This is a genomic window from Gordonia sp. McavH-238-E (genome assembly GCF_022348225.1).
In the GTDB taxonomy this organism is placed as follows: Bacteria; Actinomycetota; Actinomycetes; order Mycobacteriales; family Mycobacteriaceae; genus Gordonia; species Gordonia terrae.
Map to the genome: position 1 here is coordinate 59,798 of NZ_JAKRFE010000003.1, position 21,725 is coordinate 81,522.

Annotated in this window: 15 protein-coding genes; all 15 read right to left on the minus strand. The window is 66.1% G+C overall.

Translation table 11 applies throughout. From position 1 onward, the window contains the following. Positions 1 to 16 precede the first annotated feature (16 nt). On the minus strand, positions 17 to 3,973 hold the full coding sequence (locus MHN80_RS04630) for a DNA-directed RNA polymerase subunit beta' (RefSeq protein WP_004023377.1): 3,957 nt from the start codon (positions 3,971 to 3,973) through the stop codon (positions 17 to 19). Between the two features lie 63 nt (positions 3,974 to 4,036). Beyond that, positions 4,037 to 7,525, minus strand: a complete 3,489-nt coding sequence (locus MHN80_RS04635) for a DNA-directed RNA polymerase subunit beta (protein WP_004023376.1) — start codon at positions 7,523 to 7,525, stop codon at positions 4,037 to 4,039. A gap of 360 nt (positions 7,526 to 7,885) precedes the next feature. Beyond that, a complete protein-coding gene (locus MHN80_RS04640) occupies positions 7,886 to 8,923 on the minus strand; it encodes a hypothetical protein (protein WP_239399872.1) in 1,038 nt (345 codons plus the stop codon). Then, complete coding sequence (locus tag MHN80_RS04645; protein ID WP_239399874.1) at positions 8,923 to 9,561, minus strand: hypothetical protein; 639 nt, start codon at positions 9,559 to 9,561, stop codon at positions 8,923 to 8,925. The genes MHN80_RS04640 and MHN80_RS04645 overlap by 1 nt, the downstream gene beginning before the upstream one ends. Positions 9,562 to 9,661: 100 nt before the next feature. Beyond that, on the minus strand, positions 9,662 to 10,903 hold the full coding sequence (locus tag MHN80_RS04650) for an MCE family protein (protein WP_004023373.1): 1,242 nt from the start codon (positions 10,901 to 10,903) through the stop codon (positions 9,662 to 9,664). Further along, a complete protein-coding gene (locus MHN80_RS04655) occupies positions 10,900 to 12,231 on the minus strand; it encodes an MCE family protein (RefSeq protein WP_239399876.1) in 1,332 nt (443 codons plus the stop codon). The genes MHN80_RS04650 and MHN80_RS04655 overlap by 4 nt, the downstream gene beginning before the upstream one ends. Beyond that, entirely contained in the window at positions 12,231 to 13,562 is a 1,332-nt protein-coding gene (locus MHN80_RS04660) for an MCE family protein (protein WP_004023371.1), read from the minus strand. Before MHN80_RS04660 ends, MHN80_RS04655 begins: the two co-directional genes overlap by 1 nt. Next, entirely contained in the window at positions 13,562 to 14,668 is a 1,107-nt protein-coding gene (locus tag MHN80_RS04665; RefSeq protein ID WP_239399878.1) for an MCE family protein, read from the minus strand. Before MHN80_RS04665 ends, MHN80_RS04660 begins: the two co-directional genes overlap by 1 nt. Positions 14,669 to 14,673: 5 nt before the next feature. After that, complete coding sequence (locus tag MHN80_RS04670; protein WP_004023369.1) at positions 14,674 to 15,756, minus strand: MCE family protein; 1,083 nt, start codon at positions 15,754 to 15,756, stop codon at positions 14,674 to 14,676. Continuing rightward, entirely contained in the window at positions 15,753 to 17,123 is a 1,371-nt protein-coding gene (locus MHN80_RS04675; RefSeq protein WP_239399880.1) for an MCE family protein, read from the minus strand. Before MHN80_RS04675 ends, MHN80_RS04670 begins: the two co-directional genes overlap by 4 nt. A 1-nt stretch (position 17,124) precedes the next feature. Further along, positions 17,125 to 18,006 carry an ABC transporter permease gene (locus MHN80_RS04680; protein WP_004023367.1) on the minus strand — a complete coding sequence of 294 codons (882 nt, stop codon included), beginning with the start codon at positions 18,004 to 18,006 and terminating at the stop codon, positions 17,125 to 17,127. Between the two features lie 2 nt (positions 18,007 to 18,008). Next, positions 18,009 to 18,815: an ABC transporter permease gene (locus MHN80_RS04685; protein ID WP_004023366.1), complete on the minus strand. Its 807-nt coding sequence runs from the start codon at positions 18,813 to 18,815 to the stop codon at positions 18,009 to 18,011. Positions 18,816 to 18,817: 2 nt separating this feature from the next. After that, positions 18,818 to 20,044 carry an ABC transporter ATP-binding protein gene (locus MHN80_RS04690; RefSeq protein ID WP_064569568.1) on the minus strand — a complete coding sequence of 409 codons (1,227 nt, stop codon included), beginning with the start codon at positions 20,042 to 20,044 and terminating at the stop codon, positions 18,818 to 18,820. 435 nt (positions 20,045 to 20,479) lie between these two features. Continuing rightward, a complete protein-coding gene (gene rplL / locus MHN80_RS04695; RefSeq protein WP_004019500.1) occupies positions 20,480 to 20,869 on the minus strand; it encodes a 50S ribosomal protein L7/L12 in 390 nt (129 codons plus the stop codon). 86 nt (positions 20,870 to 20,955) lie between these two features. Beyond that, positions 20,956 to 21,486, minus strand: a complete 531-nt coding sequence (rplJ, locus tag MHN80_RS04700) for a 50S ribosomal protein L10 (RefSeq protein ID WP_004019499.1) — start codon at positions 21,484 to 21,486, stop codon at positions 20,956 to 20,958. Between the last annotated feature and the right edge of the window lie 239 nt (positions 21,487 to 21,725).

Consider the following 21,725-nt stretch of genomic DNA (forward strand, 5'->3'; position numbering starts at 1 on the left):
CTGCTACGAAACCCGACTACCGGTAGTCGTTGGAGAATCCGTAGTCGTCCAGCGGCACCGCAGCGCCGGCCGGAGCACCGAAGGTGCCGTCCGGGCTGTAGTAGGTGTCGTCGTAGGACGGCACCGCGTACGCCGCGGCGCGTGCCTCTTCGGTCGGCTGAACCTGGATGTTGCGGTAGCGGTTGATACCGGTACCGGCCGGGATCAACTTACCGATGATCACGTTCTCCTTCAGACCGATCAGCTTGTCGCTGCGGCTGTTGATCGCCGCGTCGGTCAGGACACGCGTGGTCTCCTGGAACGACGCCGCCGACAGCCACGACTCGGTCGCCAGCGAGGCCTTGGTGATACCCATCAGCACCGGACGTCCGGCGGCGGGCTCGCCGCCCTCGGTCACGACCTGACGGTTGGCCGCCTCGAACTCGGCGCGCTCGACGAGCGAACCGGGCAGGAACTCGGTCGAACCGTGGTCGATGATCGTCACGCGACGCAGCATCTGACGCACGATGGTCTCGATGTGCTTGTCGTGGATCGACACACCCTGGCTGCGGTAGACCTCCTGGACCTCGTTGACCAGGTGGATCTGCACCTGACGGGGACCCATGACGCGGAGCACCTCGTGCGGGTTGGCCGAGCCCTCCATGAGCTGCTGGCCGACCTCGACGTGGTCACCGTCGGCGAGGAGCCGCTCGGAACCGTCGTCGTGCTTGAACACGCGCAGACGCTGACGCTTCGAGATCTTGTCGATGACAACCTCTTCCGAACCGTCGTCCGGGATGAGGGTGATCTTGTAGAAGCGGTCGTCGTCCTCGAGGCGCACCCGGCCCGAGACCTCCGCGATCGGCGCGACGCCCTTGGGGACGCGGGCCTCGAAGAGCTCTTGGACACGCGGCAGACCACCGGTGATGTCGTCACCGACGCCACCCTGGTGGAACGTACGCATCGTCAGCTGGGTACCGGGCTCACCGATCGACTGGGCCGCGATGATACCGACGGCCTCGCCGATGTCGACGAGCTTGCCGGTGGCCATCGAACGGCCGTAGCACATCGCGCACACACCGGTGCCGGTCCCACAGGTCAGGACCGAACGGACCTTGACCTGCGTGATGCCCGCGGCCAGCAGTGCCTCGATGGCCGGATCGCCCAGATCGTGACCACGCTCGACGATGACGTTGCCGTCGGTGTCGACCGCGTCCTGCGCCAGCGTGCGGGCGTAGGTCGAGGTCTCGACGTGCGCATCGCGGATGAGCGTGCCGTCGGCCTGCTTCTCGGCGATCGTCGTGGTGATGCCGCGCTCGGTGCCACAGTCGGTCTCACGCACGATGACGTCCTGCGAGACGTCCACCAGACGACGGGTCAGGTAGCCCGAGTCGGCGGTACGAAGCGCGGTGTCGGCCAGACCCTTACGGGCGCCGTGCGTGTTGATGAAGTACTCGGCGACGGTCAGACCCTCGCGGAACGAGGACTTGATCGGACGCGGGATGAACTCACCCTTCGGGTTGGTCACCAGACCCTTCATGCCCGCCAGCGAGCGGATCTGGGTCATGTTGCCCGCCGCACCCGACTTCACGATCATCGGGATCGGGTTGTCGTCCGGGTAGTGCGCCTCCATGGCCGCACCGACCTCTTCGGTCGCCTGCTTCCAGATCTCGACGAGGGAGTCACGACGCTCGTCCGGGGTGAGGGCACCACGCTGGAACTTGCGCTCCAGACCGTCGGCCCGCTCCTCGTACTTGTCGAGGATCTCCGCCTTCTGCGGCGGCACGAGCACGTCGGCCATCGAGACGGTGACACCCGAACGGGTGGCCCAGTAGAAGCCGACGTCCTTCAGCTTGTCGACGGTCTGGGCGACCACGATCATCGGGTAACGCTCGGCGAGATCGTTGATGATCACGGCCTGACGCTTCTTCGGCATCTGCTCGTTGACGAACGGGTACTCGATCGGCAGGAGCTCGTTGAAGAGCACCCGACCCAGCGTGGTCTCCAGCTCCCACGGCGAACCGTACTTCCAGCCGTCGGGGAACTGCTCGGCCTCGATGTCGGCCGGCGGACGCTGATCGGTCAGGCGCACCTTGATGCGCGACTGCACGGTCAGCACGCCGCGGTCGACGGCCATGATGGCCTCGGCCGGGGTCGAGTAGACGCCACGCTCGACGTCGTCGCCGTTCGCCGCGGTGTACTCGCCCGCCGCGCCCTCCTTGAGGGTGGTCAGGTAGTACAGGCCGGTCACCATGTCCAGACGCGGCATGGCGAGCGGACGGCCCGACGCCGGCGACAGGATGTTGTTCGACGACAGCATCAGGATGCGCGCCTCGGCCTGCGCCTCCGCCGACAGCGGGAGGTGCACGGCCATCTGGTCACCGTCGAAGTCGGCGTTGAAGGCCTCACACACCAGCGGGTGGAGCTGAATGGCCTTGCCCTCCACCAGCTGCGGCTCGAAGGCCTGGATGCCGAGGCGGTGCAGCGTCGGTGCACGGTTCAGCAGCACCGGGTGCTCGGCGATGACCTCTTCGAGGACGTCCCACACCGCGGGACGCTGACGCTCGACCATGCGCTTGGCGGACTTGATGTTCTGCGCCTGGTTCAGGTCGACCAGACGCTTCATCACGAACGGCTTGAACAGCTCGAGCGCCATCAGCTTCGGCAGACCGCACTGGTGCAGCTTGAGCTGCGGACCGACGACGATGACCGAACGGCCCGAGTAGTCCACGCGCTTGCCGAGCAGGTTCTGACGGAAACGACCCTGCTTGCCCTTGAGCAGATCGCTCAGCGACTTCAGCGGGCGGTTGCCCGGTCCGGTGACCGGACGGCCGCGACGACCGTTGTCGAAGAGTGCGTCGACCGACTCCTGCAGCATCCGCTTCTCGTTGTTCACGATGATCTCGGGCGCACCGAGATCGATCAGACGCTTGAGGCGGTTGTTGCGGTTGATGACACGGCGGTACAGGTCGTTCAGGTCGGAGGTCGCGAAGCGGCCACCGTCGAGCTGGACCATCGGACGCAGCTCCGGCGGGATCACCGGCACGGCGTCGAGGACCATGCCCAGCGGCGAGTTGCCCGACTGCTGGAACGCCGCGACGACCTTGAGTCGCTTGAGCGCACGCAGCTTCTTCTGGCCCTTGCCGCTACGGATGGTCTCGCGCAGCGACTCGGCCTCGGCGTCGATGTCGAAGGTCTCGAGCAGCTTCTTGATCGCCTCGGCGCCCATCGAACCCTGGAAGTACTCGCCGTAGCGCTCTTCGAGCTGACGGTAGAGCTTCTCGTCGATGATGAGATCGCCCAGGCTGAGCTTGACGAACTTGTCCCAGATCTCCTCGAGACCGTCGAGCTCACGCTGAGCGGCGTCGCGCATGCGACGCATCTCGCGCTCGGCACCGTCGCGCACCTTGCGGCGCACGTCGGCCTTGGCACCCTCGGCCTCCAGCTCGGCGAGGTCCTGCTCGAGCTTCTGCTGACGCTCGTTCAGGTCGGCGTCGCGCTGATCGGCGACGGCCTTCTTCTCGACCTCCATCTCCGCCTCGAGCGTCGAGAGCTCGTTGTGGCGGAGCTCGTCGTCGACCGCGGTGATGACGTAGGCGGCGAAGTAGATGATCTTCTCGAGATCCTTCGGCGCCAGGTCGAGCAGGTAGCCCAGCCGGCTCGGCACACCCTTGAAGTACCAGATGTGCGTGACCGGGGCGGCCAGCTCGATGTGGCCCATGCGCTCGCGGCGCACCTTGGCCTTGGTCACCTCGACGCCGCAGCGCTCACAGATGATGCCCTTGAAGCGGACGCGCTTGTACTTACCGCAGTAGCACTCCCAGTCACGGGTCGGGCCGAAGATCTTCTCGCAGAACAGGCCGTCCTTCTCCGGCTTGAGCGTGCGGTAGTTGATCGTCTCCGGCTTCTTGACCTCACCGTATGACCAGTTGTGGATGTCGTCGGCTGTCGCCAGACCGATCTTCAGTTCGTCGAAAAAGTTGACGTCGAGCACTTGTTACCTTTCCAGAGCTCTGTTGTCAGTGGCCGGGGTGAACCCGGCCGGGTGAGGGTCAGGTCAGTTGGCGAGATCGTCGACGGTGGCCGACTCGTTGCGCGACAGGTTGATGCCGAGGTTGGCAGCTGCGCGCTCCAGGTCCTCGTCGTCGGTGTCGTGCATCTCGATGGCCGCACCGTCGGAGCTCAGCACCTCGACGTTCAGGCACAGCGACTGAAGTTCCTTCAGCAGCACCTTGAACGACTCGGGGATACCCGGCTCCGGGATGTTCTCGCCCTTGACGATCGCCTCGTAGACCTTGACGCGGCCCACCACGTCGTCCGACTTGATGGTCAGCAGCTCCTGCAGCGTGTACGCGGCGCCGTAGGCCTGCATGGCCCAACACTCCATCTCACCGAAGCGCTGACCACCGAACTGCGCCTTACCACCGAGCGGCTGCTGGGTGATCATCGAGTACGGACCGGTCGAACGAGCGTGGATCTTGTCGTCGACCAGGTGGTGCAGCTTGATGATGTACATGTAGCCGACCGACACCGGGTACGGGAACGGCTCGCCGGAACGACCGTCGAACAGCGTCGCCTTGCCGTCGCCGTTGACCATCACCTCGCCGTCGCGGTTCGGCAGCGTCGAGGACAGCAGTCCGGTCAGCTCCTCCTCGCGCGCGCCGTCGAACACCGGGGTGGCGGTGTTGGTGTCGGGCTCGGCCGAGTACATGTCCTCGGGCAGACGCGACGCCCACTCCGGCACACCCTCGGCCACGTTGATGTTCCAGCCGGCCTTGGCGACCCACCCGAGGTGGGTCTCCAGGATCTGGCCGATGTTCATACGACGCGGGACACCGTGGGTGTTCAGGATGATGTCGACGGGAGTGCCGTCGGGCAGGAACGGCATGTCCTCCTGCGGGAGGATCTTGCCGATGACGCCCTTGTTGCCGTGACGGCCGGCGAGCTTGTCGCCGTCCTGGATCTTGCGCTTCTGGGCCACGTACACGCGGACCAGCTCGTTGACGCCGGGAGCCAGATCGTCGTCGTCCTCGCGGCTGAACACGCGCACGCCGATGACCTTGCCGGTCTCGCCGTGCGGCACCTTCAGCGAGGTGTCGCGGACCTCACGGGCCTTCTCGCCGAAGATCGCACGCAGCAGACGCTCTTCCGGGGTCAGCTCGGTCTCGCCCTTCGGCGTGACCTTGCCGACCAGGATGTCGCCGTCGCGGACCTCGGCACCGATACGCACGATGCCGCGCTCGTCGAGATCGGCGAGCACCTCGTCGGAGACGTTCGGGATGTCCCGGGTGATCTCCTCGGCACCGAGCTTGGTGTCGCGGGCGTCGATCTCGTGCTCCTCGATGTGGATCGAGGTGAGCACGTCCTCTTCGACGAGACGCTGGCTCAGGATGATCGCGTCCTCGTAGTTGTGACCCTCCCACGGCATGATCGCCACGAGCAGGTTCTTGCCGAGCGCCATCTCACCGTTCTCGGTGCAGGGGCCGTCGGCGAGGACCTGGCCGGACTCCACGCGCTGACCCTCGTCCACGATCGGACGCTGGTTGGCACAGGTGCCGTGGTTGGACCGCGCGAACTTGCGCATCCGGTACGTGTCGCGGGTGCCGTCGTCGGACATGACGGTGATGTAGTCGGCCGAGACCTCTTCCACCACACCGGTCTTCGTCGACACGATGACGTCACCGGCGTCGACGGCTGCACGCAACTCCATGCCGGTGCCGACCAGCGGCGACTCGTTGCGCACCAGCGGCACGGCCTGACGCTGCATGTTCGCACCCATCAGGGCGCGGTTCGCGTCGTCGTGCTCGAGGAACGGGATCATCGCGGTCGCGACGGACACCATCTGACGCGGCGAGACGTCGAGGTACTCGACATCGGTCGCGCCGACGAACTCCACCTCGGAGCCCTTCTTGCGCACCAGGACACGCTCGTCGGTGATGCGGCCGTTGCCGTCGAAGTTGGTGTTCGCCTGACCGATGAGGAAGCGGTCCTCCTCGTCGGCGGTCATGTACTCGATGTCGTCGGTGACGTTGCCGTCGACGACCTTGCGGTACGGGGTCTCGATGAAGCCGAACGGGTTGACCCGCGCGTACACCGAGAGCGAACCGATCAGACCGATGTTCGGACCCTCAGGGGTCTCGATCGGGCACATGCGGCCGTAGTGCGACGGGTGCACGTCGCGCACCTCGAGGCCGGCGCGCTCACGGCTCAGACCACCCGGGCCCAGCGCCGACAGACGACGCTTGTGGGTCAGACCCGACAGCGGGTTGTTCTGGTCCATGAACTGCGACAGCTGGCTGGTTCCGAAGAATTCCTTGATCGCCGCCACGACGGGACGGATGTTGATCAGGGTCTGCGGGGTGATCGCCTCGACGTCCTGGGTGGTCATGCGCTCACGCACGACACGCTCCATACGCGAGAGGCCCACGCGGATCTGGTTCTGGATCAGCTCGCCGACGGTACGCAGGCGACGGTTGCCGAAGTGGTCGATGTCGTCGACCTCGACGGGCACCTCGACGCCACCGGGGACGGTCATGTAGGTGGTGGTGTGCGGGTCGGCCTCGTGCAGACGCACCAGGTACTCGACGGTCGCGATGATGTCCTCGCGGGTCAGGGTCGACTCGCCCACCATCGGGTTGCCGGTCAGACCCAGCTTCTTGTTGACCTTGTACCGGCCCACGCGCGCGAGGTCGTAACGCTTGTCCTTGAAGAACAGGTTCTCCAGGAGGTTCTCCGCGGACTCCTTGGTCGGCGGCTCACCCGGGCGCAGCTTGCGGTAGACCTCGAGCAGCGCCTCGTCCTGGTTGCCGGTGTTGTCCTTCTCCAGCGTCGACATCATGATCTCGGAGAAGCCGAAACGCTCGGTGATCTCCTCGGCGGTGAAGCCCAGCGCCTTGAGCAGCACGGTGACCGGCTGACGGCGCTTGCGGTCGATACGCACACCCACGGTGTCGCGCTTGTCGACGTCGAACTCCAGCCACGCGCCGCGACCCGGGATCACCTTGACGGTGTGCAGGGTCTTCTCGGTGGTCTTGTCGATCGAGGCGTCGAAGTACACGCCCGGGCTGCGGACCAGCTGGCTCACGACGACACGCTCGGTGCCGTTGATGATGAAGCTGCCCTTTTCGGTCATGATCGGGAAGTCGCCCATGAAGACGGTCTGCGACTTGATCTCGCCGGTGTTGTTGTTGATGAACTCCGCGGTGACGAACAGCGGCGCCGCGTAGGTCATGTCCTTGTCCTTGCACTCCTCGACGGAGGCCTTGACCTCGTCGAAGTGCGGCTCGGAGAACGACAGGGACATCGAACCGGAGAAGTCCTCGATCGGGGACAGCTCGTGGAGGATGTCCTCGAGTCCACCCGTCGGGTTCTCGTCACCGCGGGCGATCGCCTTCGCGCGCCACTCCGGCGAACCGACGAGCCATTCGAACGAATCGAGTTGGAGGTCGAGGAGGCCCGGAACCTCCAGCGGCTCGCTGATCTTTGCAAACGACGCGCGATGCGGCGCGCCGGGGATTGTTGAGGTGGACTGGCGGTTGACTGCCAAGATGCGTCCTTCCAACACGACGTTATTCACAACCTAGATGTGCAGTACGTGGCTTGATGGGCCGTTCGCTGGTGACACCCTGGGATCGGCGATCACCGCAGCACACACGTCTAGGAGTGGCCGAAGAAGGATCGATAGATGGACAGGAGGCAGCCAGCGCAACGTCCAACTGTAGCAGAAAATAGACGCACTTTGTCAAGCCGTCTGGAAAGCGAGTTCGCGCGGGTGGCTGCCTGCACGTCGATCGCTGGTCACAGACTGGCCCGACATCGCCGCCACGTCAAGCGCTACGCGCGAATTTCGTGAAGTCGGTGCCGAACTCGGCTCCCGACCTGGTGATCAGGGTGCGGCGCAGGACGATCAGAAGGGCTCGACCGCACGGATCCGCCACTGATCACCCTCACGCACCATGGCGAACTGGGCACGTGGTGCACCGCTGTTGGTGGCCATGCTGTTCTGCGTCTCGCTCACGATCAGATTGGCGATGACGGTCGCCGTGGCGCCGTCGCCGCCCCCGGAGAGGTCCCGCACGCCGATCGCGTCGACGCGGCATTCGGCGCCCGTCTTCGTCTGCGTGATGAGGTCCCGCTGCGCCTTGAGCGTCTCGTCGAACTCGGTGCGGGCCTGCCCGGTCAGGGCGTCCTGCGCACGCTGCTGCCACTTGTCGAGCTCGGTGTGGTCGTACCCGAACACCGCGCAGATCCGCTCCTGGGCCTGCGAGGTCAGCTGCGCCGTCGACTCCTGGTCGACGAACGCCTTGTTGGGCCCGATCTCGGCACCGGGATGGAACGCGAGGATCGCGGCGACGACGAACAAGCCGGCCGCGATGGCCGCGAGAACCCCGGTGCGGATGCCGAGCGGACCGCGCGAGGCACCGCTCCCCCGCCGGTCCCGCCGGCCGGGACGCCGGCCCATCGGCCGATTCGGCGTGCCCGAGGTGTCGGAACCCGCTGCCGACGCGTCGCCCCGACGCAAGGTCGAGACCCGCGCGACCGGCTTGGTCTTGGGCTTGGTGAGTTCAGGCTTGGTGGGGGTCTCGCGGTTGGCGGTCGACTCGGGCTCGGCCGACTCAGCCGGGGTGGACTTCTCCAGATCGACGGTGTCGGTTGTCGTGGTGTCGGCCTTGGCTGTGTCGTCACCAGGCCCTTCGTGGCTCGTCGACTTCGACTCGCTGCGCTCGCTCAGCCCGGCGGCTCGCGCTCCTCGCACCTCAGGGGGCAAGGGGGCCGGGGCGTCCCGCACCTCAGAGGTCGAGGGTTGCTCGGCGCCTCGCACCTCAGGGGGCAGGGCGGCCGGGGCGTCGGGCTCGGGGTTCTTCGACGGAACGGCACGGCCGGCGACCTTCGGGGTCGGGCGACGCTTCGGGGTGGGCTTCTTCTTACCGCGATCGTTGGCCATCAGTTGCCTCCCTCCGGAGCCGGGGCCGCCGGAGCGGGCGCACCGCCGCCACCATCGGCGTAGGCGATGCCCTCGAGGCCGAGGACGTTCTCGGCCTTCCAGGCGTCGCCGTCCTTGGTCATGCTGACGTCGAAGCCGCGCGTCTCGTCGATACCGGCCTGGCCGGGACGCTGCAGGGTCGTCACCACGTAGACGAGCACCTTGGCCTTGTCCTCGTCGGCGTCGACCTCGCTGGGCGCGCTGCGCAGCAGGCGCGCGCTCAGCTTGGCGGTGTTGGGCCCGGCCGTGCCGAGCATGTCGAGGACGCTGCCGTCCTTGCCGCCCAGCACCTCTTCCTTCGCCTTGCCGGTCAGCGAGGCCTCGGCGCGCTTGCGGAAGCCGTCGACGTCGGCGGGGTCGATCGTCGTGATGTTCAGGACGGCCTGTTCGGCCGCCTGCGTCGCCGCGTCGCGCGTCTCCTGTGCGGGGTACTCGTCGAAGTAGACGTTGTAGGCACGCACACCGAACACGGCGACGAGCACCACGCCGACCACGATCGCCGCGGAGGCCAGGGCGCGGGGCGCGAACCCCGCCGCCCGCCGCACGGCGGGACGGATGCCGCTGGGCTTCTTCTCTGTCGGTTCTGGGGTGCCAGTCATCGGGAACACACTGTATATATCGCTCCTGAGCGCAAGCCAAGGCCGGGAACCGGACCGTGCGGTCCGGTCGCCGGCGGCGACGCGCGTCGGGTGGTGGGGTCTACCGCGGCCGGACGCCGAGCAACGCTGCGAGCTGCTGGGCGAGCGGGTTCAGGTTGAGCTTGTCGGGATCCTTCTTGGGGGTGTTGTCCCACGGCTGCGGGTACGCCGGGTTGGCGTACTGGGCACGCTCGGCGCTTCGGACGCCGGTCGGATTACCGAACGGCACGGTGCACTTCGCGTCGGTGTTGAATGCGAAGTCGTCGTAGTGGACGTCGAAGTTCGGGTTCTTCCGACGGGCTTCGGCGAGCACCGCGTCGGTGCCCTCGTATCCGCGCGTACACGCGGCGGGATTGTTGGTCTCGAGCACCACACCGAAGTGGATCTGACCATCGCCCGGAGCCGGGGCATGGCTGCCCGCCGACAGCGCCGACAGCATCGCGAACGTCGTCGACGTCGTGTACGTCGCCGGCTCGATGGTCCGGGCCACCTCGGCGAGGTCCTTCACGACCTTGGAGAGGTCGTTGCCGTTCTTCTGGATCAGCTCCGAGATCTGCGTCGCCGACAACGTGCCCGTCGTCAGCAGTCGACGCAGGTCCGGATCGGCGGAGGCCAGGGTCGCGGTCACCAGGTTCAGGTTGCGCGACCACGTGAGGATCGCGTCGGACTGATCGGCCTGAGTGTCGAGCACGACATCGGAGTTCTGGATGAGAGCGACCGTCTCGCTCAGGTTGTCGACGCCGGCCCGGGACAGCTTGCCGAGCGAGTCGACCAGACGGGTGAGGTTCTCCCCCTGGCCGTTGAACGCGCGGCCGAGTTCGGTGATGACCGTGTTCAGGTCATCGACCGGGATCGAATCCGTGAAGTCGATCGCCGAGGCGACCACGTCCTCGAGCGGTTCGGGGAGCGCGTACTTGGTGATCGTGTCGCCGTCTTTCAGGTACGGCCCCTCCGACGACGTCGGCTGCAGGTCGACGAACTGCTCACCGATCGCGGACCGGTTCGCGACGACCGCGGTCGCCGACGCCGGGATCTCCGGCCCACCGGAGTCGATGTCGAGTGCGACGTCGACCCCGTCGGGCGTCAGCGTCAGCTTGCCGACCCGACCCACCGGCACACCCTGGTAGGTGACCTCCGCGTTCGTGAAGATGCCGCCGGAGTCGGGCAGCTGGGCGGTGACCGTGTACATGCCGACACCGGCGAGCTTGTCCAGGCGCGCGTACTTCGCACCCACGTACACCAGGGCGACGAGGCCGACTACGACGAACACGATCAGCTGGATCTTGACGAGCTTGCCGATCATCGTCCTGCTCCTGACGGGTTCTGGGTGGGCGCGGCCGGCGCGAGTCCCATCGCGGCCAGCGGGCCGTCGAGGATGCCCTGCCCCGGTGTCGCCGGGGTCGGCATCGGGCCGGCAGCCTCCGCGGGCCGGGCGAAGGACGCCGGGTAGCGCCCGCCCGACGGCGGCGTGTTCGGTCCCGGACGCCAGTTCGGACCCGGCGGCAGCAGGGTGATGGTCGGCCAGCCGTAGCGCGGGCCGTTGCCGCGGTAGTACGGGTTGCGGCGATCGACCGGCACGCTCACCCGTGCGGGCGGCGAGTACTTCGGGGTCCCCTGGCCGACGCCGAGCGCCTCGAGCTGGTTGAGGACGCGGAGGTCGAGCGTCATGAACAGGTTGGTCGAGTCACCACGCACACCCGGCAGCAACCAGTCCGGGAACGGGTGGGTCAGCATCAGCGGTGCCGCGGTGATCAGATCCGGGGCCGCCGCGGCGAGCTGGGTCAGCACCGGCCGCAACGCCTTCAGGTCGTTGATCAATGCCTTGCGCGACTTGCCCAGCACGTCGGTGCCGACCTGACCGAGCTGATCGAGCTTGGTCAGCAGTTCGACGAACTGCGGCCGTTGCTCCTCCAGCACCTCGACGCCCGCGGGCAACTGCTTGAGGATGCGATCGATCTGCGCGGTCTGCGCCGCGGTCCGGGTGGACAGTTCGGCCAGTCCGTCGATCGCGGTGACGATGTCGTCGCGCTGACGGTTGAGGCCTGCGATCAGGTCCTCGGTCTCGCCGATGAGGTCACGGACCTTGTCGGTCCGGCCGTCGAGCGCCTTGTTCAGTTCGGTGACGATCGGCTGCAGCTGATTGAGGCCACCGCCGTTGAGCAGCAGGGCCAAAGCCCCGAGGACCTGCTCGATGTCGGTTGCGGTACGTGTCCGCGACACCGGGATCGGCTGGTCGGGATTCTGGCGCGGCGCTTCGGCACTGCCGTCGGGTTCGGTCAGCGACACGAACTTCTCACCGAGCAGCGAGGTCTGCTGGACGCTCGCCTCGGCTTCGTCGGAGAGGTCGACGTTGTTCTGTACCTCGACGGTGACCTGGGCGAACCACTGGTCGTTGGGCACCTCGACCTTGGTCACTCGGCCGACCGGGATTCCGTCGCGCTTGACCATCGACTGCGGCACGAGATCGAGCACGTCGTCGAACTGGATCTTGTAGGTGCGCGCGTTGTCGCCGGTGTTCACGCCGCCGGGCAGTGGGATCGACTGGATGCCGTTGGACATACAGCCCGACAGCAGGAGGGTGAGCGACAGAGCGGCGCCGGCCACCGCCGTACGCATCGTCCTGCGGTTCATCAGTTACCTCCCCGGGGGCGCGGGGTGGACGACGGAGCCGCCGGAGACCTCGAGGGCGACGGGTTGCCGATCTCGGGATCGGGGTTGCCCGGGACGGTGCCCGGCACCGGTGCGCGCTGCAGCTTGTTGTTGCTCATGATGCCGAACGGCAGCACCGGCAACAGCGGCTCCAGGACACCGCGCTGGATCTGGTCACCGATCTCCTCGCACTGGCTTATCAGCGGCCGGAGCGTGTTGCTGAACTGATCGGCAGCCGGGTTGCCCGGGAGCAGCGCACCGAGGTCGAGCAGGCGGCACTGGGCCCCGATCAGATCCTGCAGATCCGGGATCGTCAGACGCATCGACAACGTGCCCGACTCGGCGTCGTACGCGTTGATCAGGTTGTTCACCGTGATCGGCAGCACGGTCAAGACTTCTTTGAGGTTGTTCTTCTGGTCGAGCAGGGCCTGGGTCGTCGGCTGGAGGTCCTTCACCGTCTCCCCGATCTGCTCACGGTTGTCGGCGAGGAAGGTCGCCACATCGCCGAGCGCGATCGACAGCTTGTTCAGCGCGGCGGCGAGCTGCTCGCGCTCGCCGGCGAGGAACTGGTTGAACGAGGCCATCTGCGTGTTGAACTGCCGCACCTGGGCGTCGTTCTCGCGCAGTGCGCCGACGAAGGTGTTCAGGTTCTTGACGGTGTCGAACAGGTTGCCGCGCGAATCACTCAGCGTCGTCGACGCCTTGGACAGTCCCTCGATCGCCTGGCCCAGCTTCTCGCCGTTGCCCTCGAGATTCTCCGCACCGGTCGTGACCAGTTCGCTCACGGCGCCCTGTCGGCCGGTGCCGTCGGTCTTGTTGGCGCCGTCGGGTCCGAGGGCGTCGGACAGCTCCTTGACGCTCGCGTAGATCTGGTCGACCTCCACCGGGATCATCGTCTGGTCCACCGAGAGGGTGAGATCGCGCGGCGCCTTCTCCCCGCCCGTGTAGGCGGGGGTCAGCTGCACGTAGCGGTCCGCCACGACCGACGGGATGATCTGCACCGCACGGACATCCGCGGGCAGCTCCACTCCCCGATCGACCGTCATGGTCACCTTCACGGTCTCGCCCTGCGGCGTCACCGAGTCGACCTTGCCGACCGCCACGCCGAGAACGCGGACGTCGGAGCCCTCGTAGATGCCGACCGAACGCTTGAACGTCGCGGTGATCTTGGTGGTCCCGATCGAGGTGAACACCCACCACAGCGCTCCCGCCAGGATGAGCGCGATGATCAGTCCGATCACGAGCACCACGATGTGCCGCGGCGTGAACCAGCGGCCTGGACCCGCGTGTCGGGTCAGATCCGGTGTGGTCATCAGCCGACCCCCGTTCCGGCGTTGTTCTCCATGACCTGCTTGTTCGGCGGCCGCGTCGTGTTCTGCTGCGGCAGCGCGGGCGGCAGCAGATTCACCACGGACGACTCGAACCAGCGACCGTTGCCGAGCACGTTGGCGTACAACCGGTAGAACGGCGCCATGTACTTGATGGAGTCGCGAATATTCTGGTTCTGACGCTGTAGCAGCTCATTGACGCCCTTCAGCGCATCGAGCGCGGGTCCGATCTGTTCTTCGTTGTCCCGCACGATGCCGGTGAGCGAGTCGCCCAGGCTCGTCGTGCTGGCCAGCAGCGCCGAGATGTTGCGCTGCCGGTTGTTCAGCTCGTCGAGCAGCTGGCCTGCACCACCGATGAGGCGCACGAACTCCTCATTGCGATCGGCGAGGATCTTCGAGGTGTCCTTCGTCGCGGCGAGCAACCGCTGGACCTCCTGATCACGGCTGGAGATCGTCTCCGACAGACGCGCGATGCCCTCGAGCGCCGGACCGGTCGTCCCCGCCGTACCCGAGAACGTGTCCGACAGGACGCGCATGGACTCCGCCAGCTGGTCGTTGTCGAGTTCGCCGATCTGCTCGGCCGCCCCGGAAAACGCCTCGATGACGTCGTAGGGGGCCACCGTGTCGGTCAGCGGGACGTCGGGATCGGCGGGCTCACTGCCGCGCGGGTTCAGCGACAGGAACTTCTGACCGAGGATCGTCTTGATCTGGATGGTCGCCTGCGTCTGGTCGCCGATCCACGTGTTCTCCACCCGGAAGGTCACGTTGACGCGATCGCCGTCGAGGGTCACGTCGTCGACCTCGCCCACCTTGACGCCTGCGACGCGCACCTCGTTGCCCGGTTTCAGGCCGGCGGCCTCGGTGAACTTCGCCGTGTAGCGGGCGCCCGCGCCCAGCAGCGGCAGTTCGGCGAGATAGAACGAGCTGAGTCCGAGCATCAGCAGGATCAGGATGCCGATGGCACCGATGCTGACCGGGCTGCGCCGGCCACCGAAACGCCGGTGCGGATGCTGCACCGGGGCCTGCGCCTCATCGCGTTCGGTGTCGTCGTGGTCACCGCCGCGTGGGTTCGGATCGTTGTTGTCTGCCATCGTGGTCACCCCCCTGGCCGGTCGTCGGCCCAGCAGCGCGTGGCCGCGCTGGTGTAGAGCACATGATTGATGTCGGGTAGCGGGACCAGCGGTTGCGTCAGCACCGGCGACTTGCCGTTGCCCGCCACCACGTCGATGCCGCACAGATAGAACTGGAACCAGGACCCGAATGTCGCTGCGCGACCGATCTTCTGGAGCTTGATCGGCAGGTTGGTCAACGTCTCCTCGATGTCCGCGTCGCGCTTGTTGATCTGGTCGGCGAGCGACTTCAGTCCCGCGATGTCGCCCTGGATGGACGGGCGTGTCGCACCGAGGATGTTGGCCGTGACCGAGGTCAGGTTGGACACCGAGGTGATCGCCGAGCCCACCGAACCACGCTGCGCCGCAAGCCCTGTCACGAGCTTCTCGGTGTTGTCGAGGAGGCTGGTGAACTGCTCGTCGTTGCGATTGACCGTGTCGAGGACCTTGGTGAGGTTGGTGATCAGCTCACCGATGACCTTGTCCTTGTCGGCGATCGCGTTGGTGAGGTCGGCCGTGTCGCTGACCAGACGGGTGATCGAACCACCCTGCCCGTCGAAGATCGCGATGATCTGCTCGGTCAGCTTGTTGACGTCGGAGGCGGACAACTGCTGGAACAGCGGCCGGAATCCGTTGAACAGTTCGGTCAGGTTCACCGGCGGGTGGGTGTCCTTGACGCCCGGTGTCAGACCGAACGTGTGGCCCTGCGCGACCGTCTGCGACGGGTCGCCTGCGCCGCGCTCGAGCGCGAGGTACCGCAGTCCGGTCAGATTGCGGTAGCGGATGAAGAGCTGCGTGCCGTCGGGCAGACGGTCGCGGTCGACGTTGAACGCGACCTTGGCCTTGTTGCGGTCATAGACCTCGACGCTCTCCACCTGTCCCACACGCACACCCGCGATACGGACGTCATCGCCCGGGTTGAGCAGGGTGGCGTCGGTGAAGACGGCGTTGAACTTCGCGTCACCGTCACCGCCCGCGTTGGCGATGGTCACGGCGAGCAGACTCGTGGTCACCACGGTGACCACGCCGAAGACGACCAGCTTGATCAGCGGTCCGACGATCGACTTCATTTGATGTCGACCTTCGCACCCTGCAGGGCACCGCCGCCGATCATGGTCACCCAGGTGGGCACCTCTTCCGGCGTCTTGCCCGACGTCGCGCCGTAGATGACCTGCAGCTGCTTGCGGAAGTCCGGGTCGTCGAACGGGTTCGACTCCACCGCAACGGGCTTCGCGCCTGCCGGTGCGGCCGAGACCGAGCCGGCGGGCACGCCGCTGAACTGCGGCTGCGGCAGCTCACGCATGGTGCGGGGGCCGGCATTACGCGACGGCGGCTGGTAGCTGCCGTCGGCGAGCGAACCACCCGGGTACTGCGGGAACGGGCGGTTGCCGCCCATCTTGGGGTCGTAACACACGGCGGGCGGATCGAGGTCCATGAAGCGGGGTTCGTCCTGGTTCGGTAGGTAACGGCCACGAGGATTGGTGAACTGCAGGTTCACGCGCACGCCCGGGTTCTTGGTGCCCTGGCCGACGATCTTGCGCGACTCCGGGATCAGGCCCGCGAAGTTGCGGAACGTGCACACGAAGGTCGGCGACTGCTTGGCCAGTCCGACGAGGAGTTCCTCGGAGTCGACGGCGAGGTCGATGAGGTCCGTGCGGTTCGCCCGGAGCCAGCCGGTCAGGTCGTCGGACGCGACGCCCAGGGTGGCGATGAGCGTGCGCAGGTCGTCCTGGCGTTCGACGATGGTGTTCGTCGTCGTGCGCAGCGAGTCGAGCGCGTCGACCACGTCGGGCAGCGCCTGCGAATACGTCTGCGAGAAGCTGGCCAGTCCTTCGAGGGTGCCCTCCAGTTCGGGCAGGTTCTCGTTGATCTCGCCGAAGATCTGATCGAGCTCTTCCAGCGTCGTACCCAGTTGCTCGCCGCGTCCGGACAGCGCCGACGACAGGGAGGTGAGGGTGGCGTTCAGATCCTGCGGCGGGATCGCCTCGAGGACCGGGAGCAGCTTGTCGAACAACTGCTGGATCTCCAGCGCGTTGCCGCTGCGATCGGTCTGGATCGTCGCACCGTTGGTCAGTGTCGGCCCCGAGTTGTCCTCCGGCACCTGCAGAGCCACGTAACGCTCGCCGAACAGGGTCTTCGGCAGGATGCGCGCGGTGGTCTCGTCCGACAGCGTCGAGGCCTGGTCGGGATTGAGTCCCAACACGACTTCGACGCGACCGTCGGGTCCGGGCTTGACCTCGCGCACCTCACCGACCGTCATGCCGCGGGCCTTGACGTCGGCATTCGCCGGCAGGGCGTTGCCGGTCGAATCGGTCACCAGCGTGACGTCGGTGAACTCGGTGAACGTCTTGTTGAACTTCGTGATCGTCAAGGTGAGGAACAGCGCGACCACGAGGAAGAAGACCAGCCCGAGCAACCGTTTACGCAGCAGCGTCACGCTAACCCCCCACTCGCACGGTTGTCGTGGTGCCCCAGATCGCCAGGCCCAGGAAGAAGTCAAGGACGGCGATGAGCACCAGAGCCGCTCGTACCGCGTGACCGACGGCCACGCCCACACCCGCGGGACCGCCCGAGGCGTAGTAGCCGTAGTAGCAGTGCACGAGGATGATCACGAACGCGAAGACCAGCACCTTGCCGAACGACCACAAGACGTCGGCCGGTGGCAGGAACAGGTTGAAGTAGTGGTCGTAGGAGCCGCCGGACTGGCCGTTGAAGACCGTCGTCACCACCCGGGACGCCAGATACGCCGACAGCAGGCCGAGCACGTAGAGCGGGATGACCGCGATGAACCCGGCGATCACGCGGGTCGACACGAGGAACGGGATCGACGGCACGGCCATCGTCTCCAGCGCGTCGATCTCCTCCGAGATGCGCATGGCACCGAGCTGGGCGGTGAAGCCACAGCCGACGGTCGCCGACAGCGCAAGTCCCGCCACCAGCGGCGCCACCTCACGGGTGTTGACGTAGGCGGAGAGGAAGCCGGTCAGGGCCTGCGAGCCGATCTGATCGAGTGCTGCATAACCCTGCAGGCCGACCACGACGCCGGTGAACCCGGACATCAGCACCATCACGCCGATCGTGCCGCCGATGACCGCGAGCCCGCCCGAACCGAACGCGACTTCGGCGAGAAGGCGGAGGACCTCGCGCGTGTAATGCACGATCGTCTTCGGCATCCAGGCGAGCGTCCGGCCGTAGAACGACATCTGCTCGCCTGCGCCGTCGAGCACCTTCAGCGGCTTGCCCAGTTGTTTGCGGGCCTCGTACATGTAGTACTCGGGCCGGCTCTTGGCGATTGTCACACCGCCCCCACCATCGGTCACTTCTAGCTCCCCTTCGGTGGGACGACCTGCAGGTAGACCGCAGTGATGATCAGGTTCGCCAGGAACAGCAGCAGGAACGTGATGACGACGCTCTGGTTGACCGCGTCACCCACGCCCTTCGGACCGCCCTTGGGGTTGAGGCCCTTGTAGGACGCCACGACTCCGGCGAGGACACCGAAGATCGCGGCCTTGAGGGTCGACACCCAGAGGTCGGGCAGCTGCGCCAACGCGCCGAACGACGCGAGGTAGGCGCCCGGCGTTCCGCCCTGGACGACGACGTTGAAGAAGTAGCCACCACCGATGCCGATGACGGCGACCAGTCCGTTGAGCAGCATCGCGACCAGGACCATGGCCAGCACACGCGGTACGACGAGGCGCTGGATCGGGTTGATGCCGAGCACCTCCATCGCGTCGATCTCCTCGCGGATGGTCCGCGACCCGAGGTCGGCGGCGACGGCCGACCCGGCCGCACCGGCGATCAGCAACGACGTCACCAGGGGCGAACCCTGCTGGATGACGACGAGAACGCTCGCCGCACCGGTGTAGGACTCCGCACCGAGCTGCTTGATGAGCGAACCCGTCTGCAGCGAGACGATCGCACCGAACGGAATCGCGATCAGTGCCGTCGGCAGGATCGTCACGCTGGCGATGAACCACGCCTGCTGGATGAACTCCCGCCACTGAAACGGGCGCACAAAGGTCTGGCGTGCAACATCGACGAAGAGCTGAACAATATTGCCGGTCTGCGACAGGGCACCTGTCCCGGCTTGCGCGATTCGATCGACGCCACGCGTGGTGGCACTGCTCATCCTTAGGGATTCCGCCCTTCGTTCCCATCAGCACGATGGCTGGGCTTGGTCAGTGCATCACCGGGTGTGTGCCACTGCTCGGTCGGGGCATCACTGCCGCCGTAGTCGATGACGTCGGTCTTGGAATCCGCGACCGCCACATTTCCCTGCGCGGGGGTCCACTCGTTGCCGCCCTGGTTGTTCGCGCCCGGGTCGTTGCCGTTCGCCATGTTGTCGGCGTGGGCGCGGCTCTCCTCGCGGATCTGGTCTTCCTGCTCCTGGCTGCGTCGGATCGCCTCCTGGGCGTTCTGCGGCAGGTCGGGAAGCATCTGATGGACGCGCTCGCGGTGACGGGCGATCGCCTTGCGCTCGGGCATACCGGGATTGGGCTGCACCTGCGGGATGATCTCGGTGAAGTCCTCCTTGGTACCACCACCGGAGATACCCGCGGCCTGCATCGCCTCTTCCTGCTTCTGCACCGCCTCGTCCTTCTCCTCCGACATACCGATCGGACCGAACCGGTCACCGGAGAGGAACTGCTTGACCACCGGCTGCTCCGAGGTCAGCAACTGCTCACGCGGACCGAACATCACCAACTCCTTGCGGAACAACATGCCGATGTTGTCCGGAATCGTCCGCGCGATGTTGATGTTGTGCGTCACGATCAGGATCGTCGCATCGATCTGGGCGTTGATGTCGATCAGCAACTGGCTGATGTAGGCCGTACGCACCGGATCCAGACCCGAGTCCGGCTCGTCACACAGAATGATCTGCGGATCCAGCACCAGCGCACGCGCCAGACCGGCACGCTTGCGCATACCACCGGAGATCTCACCCGGGAGTTTGTCCTCGGCACCGGTCAGACCGACGAGGTCGATCTTCTCCATCACGATGTCGCGGACCTCGTTCTCCTTCTTCTTCGTGTGCTCACGAAGCGGGAACGCGATGTTGTCGAACAAACTCATCGACCCGAACAACGCACCGTCCTGGAACAGCACACCGAACAGCTTGCGGATCTCGTAGAGCTCCTTGGCCGAACACTGCGTGATGTCGGTGCCATCGATGATCACCGACCCCTGCTCGGGATGCAGCAGACCGATCAAGGTCTTCAGGAACACCGACTTACCGGTACCCGACGGACCCAGAAGCGCGGAGACCTCCCCCTCCGGCAGGGTCAGAGAGACATCACGCCAAATGTTCTGCGAACCGAACGACTTGGTGAGTCCTTCGACGCTGACCTCAACACCCACAATTCCTCCAGACGATCGCTGCCCCCGAGGCGGCCACGGTGTGACCGCGCACCAACCGGTGGCATTTGTGGTTGCGGTCACTCTAACCGACTTGACCCACCCCACAACGCCACCGCATGGTTCTCAGCATTGGCTGCGGGGAAACCTACCGCCCGGTAACTCTCGCCGCGACGATGACAATATCCGATGGCTCGCGGTGAGGGAAGTCGGGTCACGGCCCCCGATGTGACGGCCACCGCAGACCTGGGCTCCACCTGCGGAACATCGGATCGACGACCCGACGCCCGCCGGACGATGCTCGGCGGGCGGGGTGTCGACGTGATGTCTGTTACTGATTCGAACGAACCGAACTCGGCGTTACGACCCCTCGGACAACAACGAGCCCGGGACAGCGATGCTGTCCCGGGCTCGTGAACGCTTGCGCGTGAGTCGGTCTTACTTGACCGAAACCTTGGCGCCGGCCTCTTCGAGCTTGGCCTTGGCAGCCTCGGCGGCCTCCTTGTCGACCTTCTCCAGCAGAGCCTTCGGAGCGCTCTCGACGAGGTCCTTGGCTTCCTTCAGGCCCAGGCCCGAAACGACCTCGCGGACGACCTTGATGACCTGGATCTTCTTGTCGCCGGCACCCTCGAGGATGACGTCGAACTCGTCCTGCTCGGCAGCAGCCTCGGCGCCACCGGCAGCCGGCGCACCGGCAGCGGCGACGGCGACGGGAGCAGCCGCGGTGACCTCGAAGACCTCTTCGAACTTCTTCACGAAATCGCTGAGCTCCAGCAGGGTCAGTTCCTTGAACTGATCGATGAGCTCGTCAGCGGTGAGCTTCGCCATGATCGGCGTCCTTCCTGTATGTCCCCGTACGGGGCTTGGTGTTCATCCCCGTACGGTTCGGGGATTGCGGTGGTGCGGCGGGCGACCTATTCGGTCTCGCCGGCTTCGTTCTTCTTCTCCTGCAGGGCCGCGGCCAGGCGCGCCACCTGCGAAGCCGGCTGATTGAACAGACCGGCAGCCTTTGCCAAGTTGCCCTTCATGGCACCGGCGAGCTTGGCCAGCAAGACCTCACGGGTCTCAAGGTCGGCGATCTGCTCGATCTCGGCAATGGACAGCGCGCGGCCGTCCATGTACCCGCCCTTGATGACCAGCGCCTTGTTGTCCTTGGCGAAAGTCTTGATCGCCTTCGCGGCCACGACCGGCTCACCCTCGATGAAGGCGATGGCGGTCGGACCGGTGAACAGCTCGTCGAGCCCTTCCACGCCCGCCTCAGCAGCGGCACGCTTCACCAGGGTGTTCTTGGCGACGGAGTAGGTTGCACCCTCACCGAGGGAACGTCGCAGCGTGCTGATCTGGGTGACGGACAGGCCACGGTATTCCGTGACAACCGTCGCCGTGGAGCTCTTGAACTGCTCCGCGATCTCCGCAACTGCGGCGACCTTTTCGGACTTGGCCATACTTCGCCTCCTCTCCTCGTCACTATGAGTTGGTCGAGTCCAACAAGAGAGCGACGGGCAACGGGAGGCGATCGAGGGCGGAGATGACAAACGCCCCGGCACACAGGCACGGGGCGTGAACGCACACACTGTTCGTGTGGGGCGACATTCCTCGTTCATCCTGCGTGGGCCGGCGACCTCGTCGCGCCTTCGTCCGGGAAATCCCGACGACCAACGGTCTCTGGTTGAACCGATACGAC

Coding starts and splice junctions, on each gene's coding strand:
- MHN80_RS04640 (WP_239399872.1), bottom strand. CDS start 8,923: ATGGCCAACGATCGCGGTAAGAAGAAGCCCACCCCGAAGCGTCGCCCG.
- MHN80_RS04645 (WP_239399874.1), bottom strand. CDS start 9,561: ATGACTGGCACCCCAGAACCGACAGAGAAGAAGCCCAGCGGCATCCGT.
- MHN80_RS04650 (WP_004023373.1), bottom strand. CDS start 10,903: ATGATCGGCAAGCTCGTCAAGATCCAGCTGATCGTGTTCGTCGTAGTC.
- MHN80_RS04655 (WP_239399876.1), bottom strand. CDS start 12,231: ATGAACCGCAGGACGATGCGTACGGCGGTGGCCGGCGCCGCTCTGTCG.
- MHN80_RS04660 (WP_004023371.1), bottom strand. CDS start 13,562: ATGACCACACCGGATCTGACCCGACACGCGGGTCCAGGCCGCTGGTTC.
- MHN80_RS04665 (WP_239399878.1), bottom strand. CDS start 14,668: ATGGCAGACAACAACGATCCGAACCCACGCGGCGGTGACCACGACGAC.
- MHN80_RS04670 (WP_004023369.1), bottom strand. CDS start 15,756: ATGAAGTCGATCGTCGGACCGCTGATCAAGCTGGTCGTCTTCGGCGTG.
- MHN80_RS04685 (WP_004023366.1), bottom strand. CDS start 18,815: ATGAGCAGTGCCACCACGCGTGGCGTCGATCGAATCGCGCAAGCCGGG.
- rplL (WP_004019500.1), bottom strand. CDS start 20,869: ATGGCGAAGCTCACCGCTGACGAGCTCATCGATCAGTTCAAGGAACTG.
- rplJ (WP_004019499.1), bottom strand. CDS start 21,486: ATGGCCAAGTCCGAAAAGGTCGCCGCAGTTGCGGAGATCGCGGAGCAG.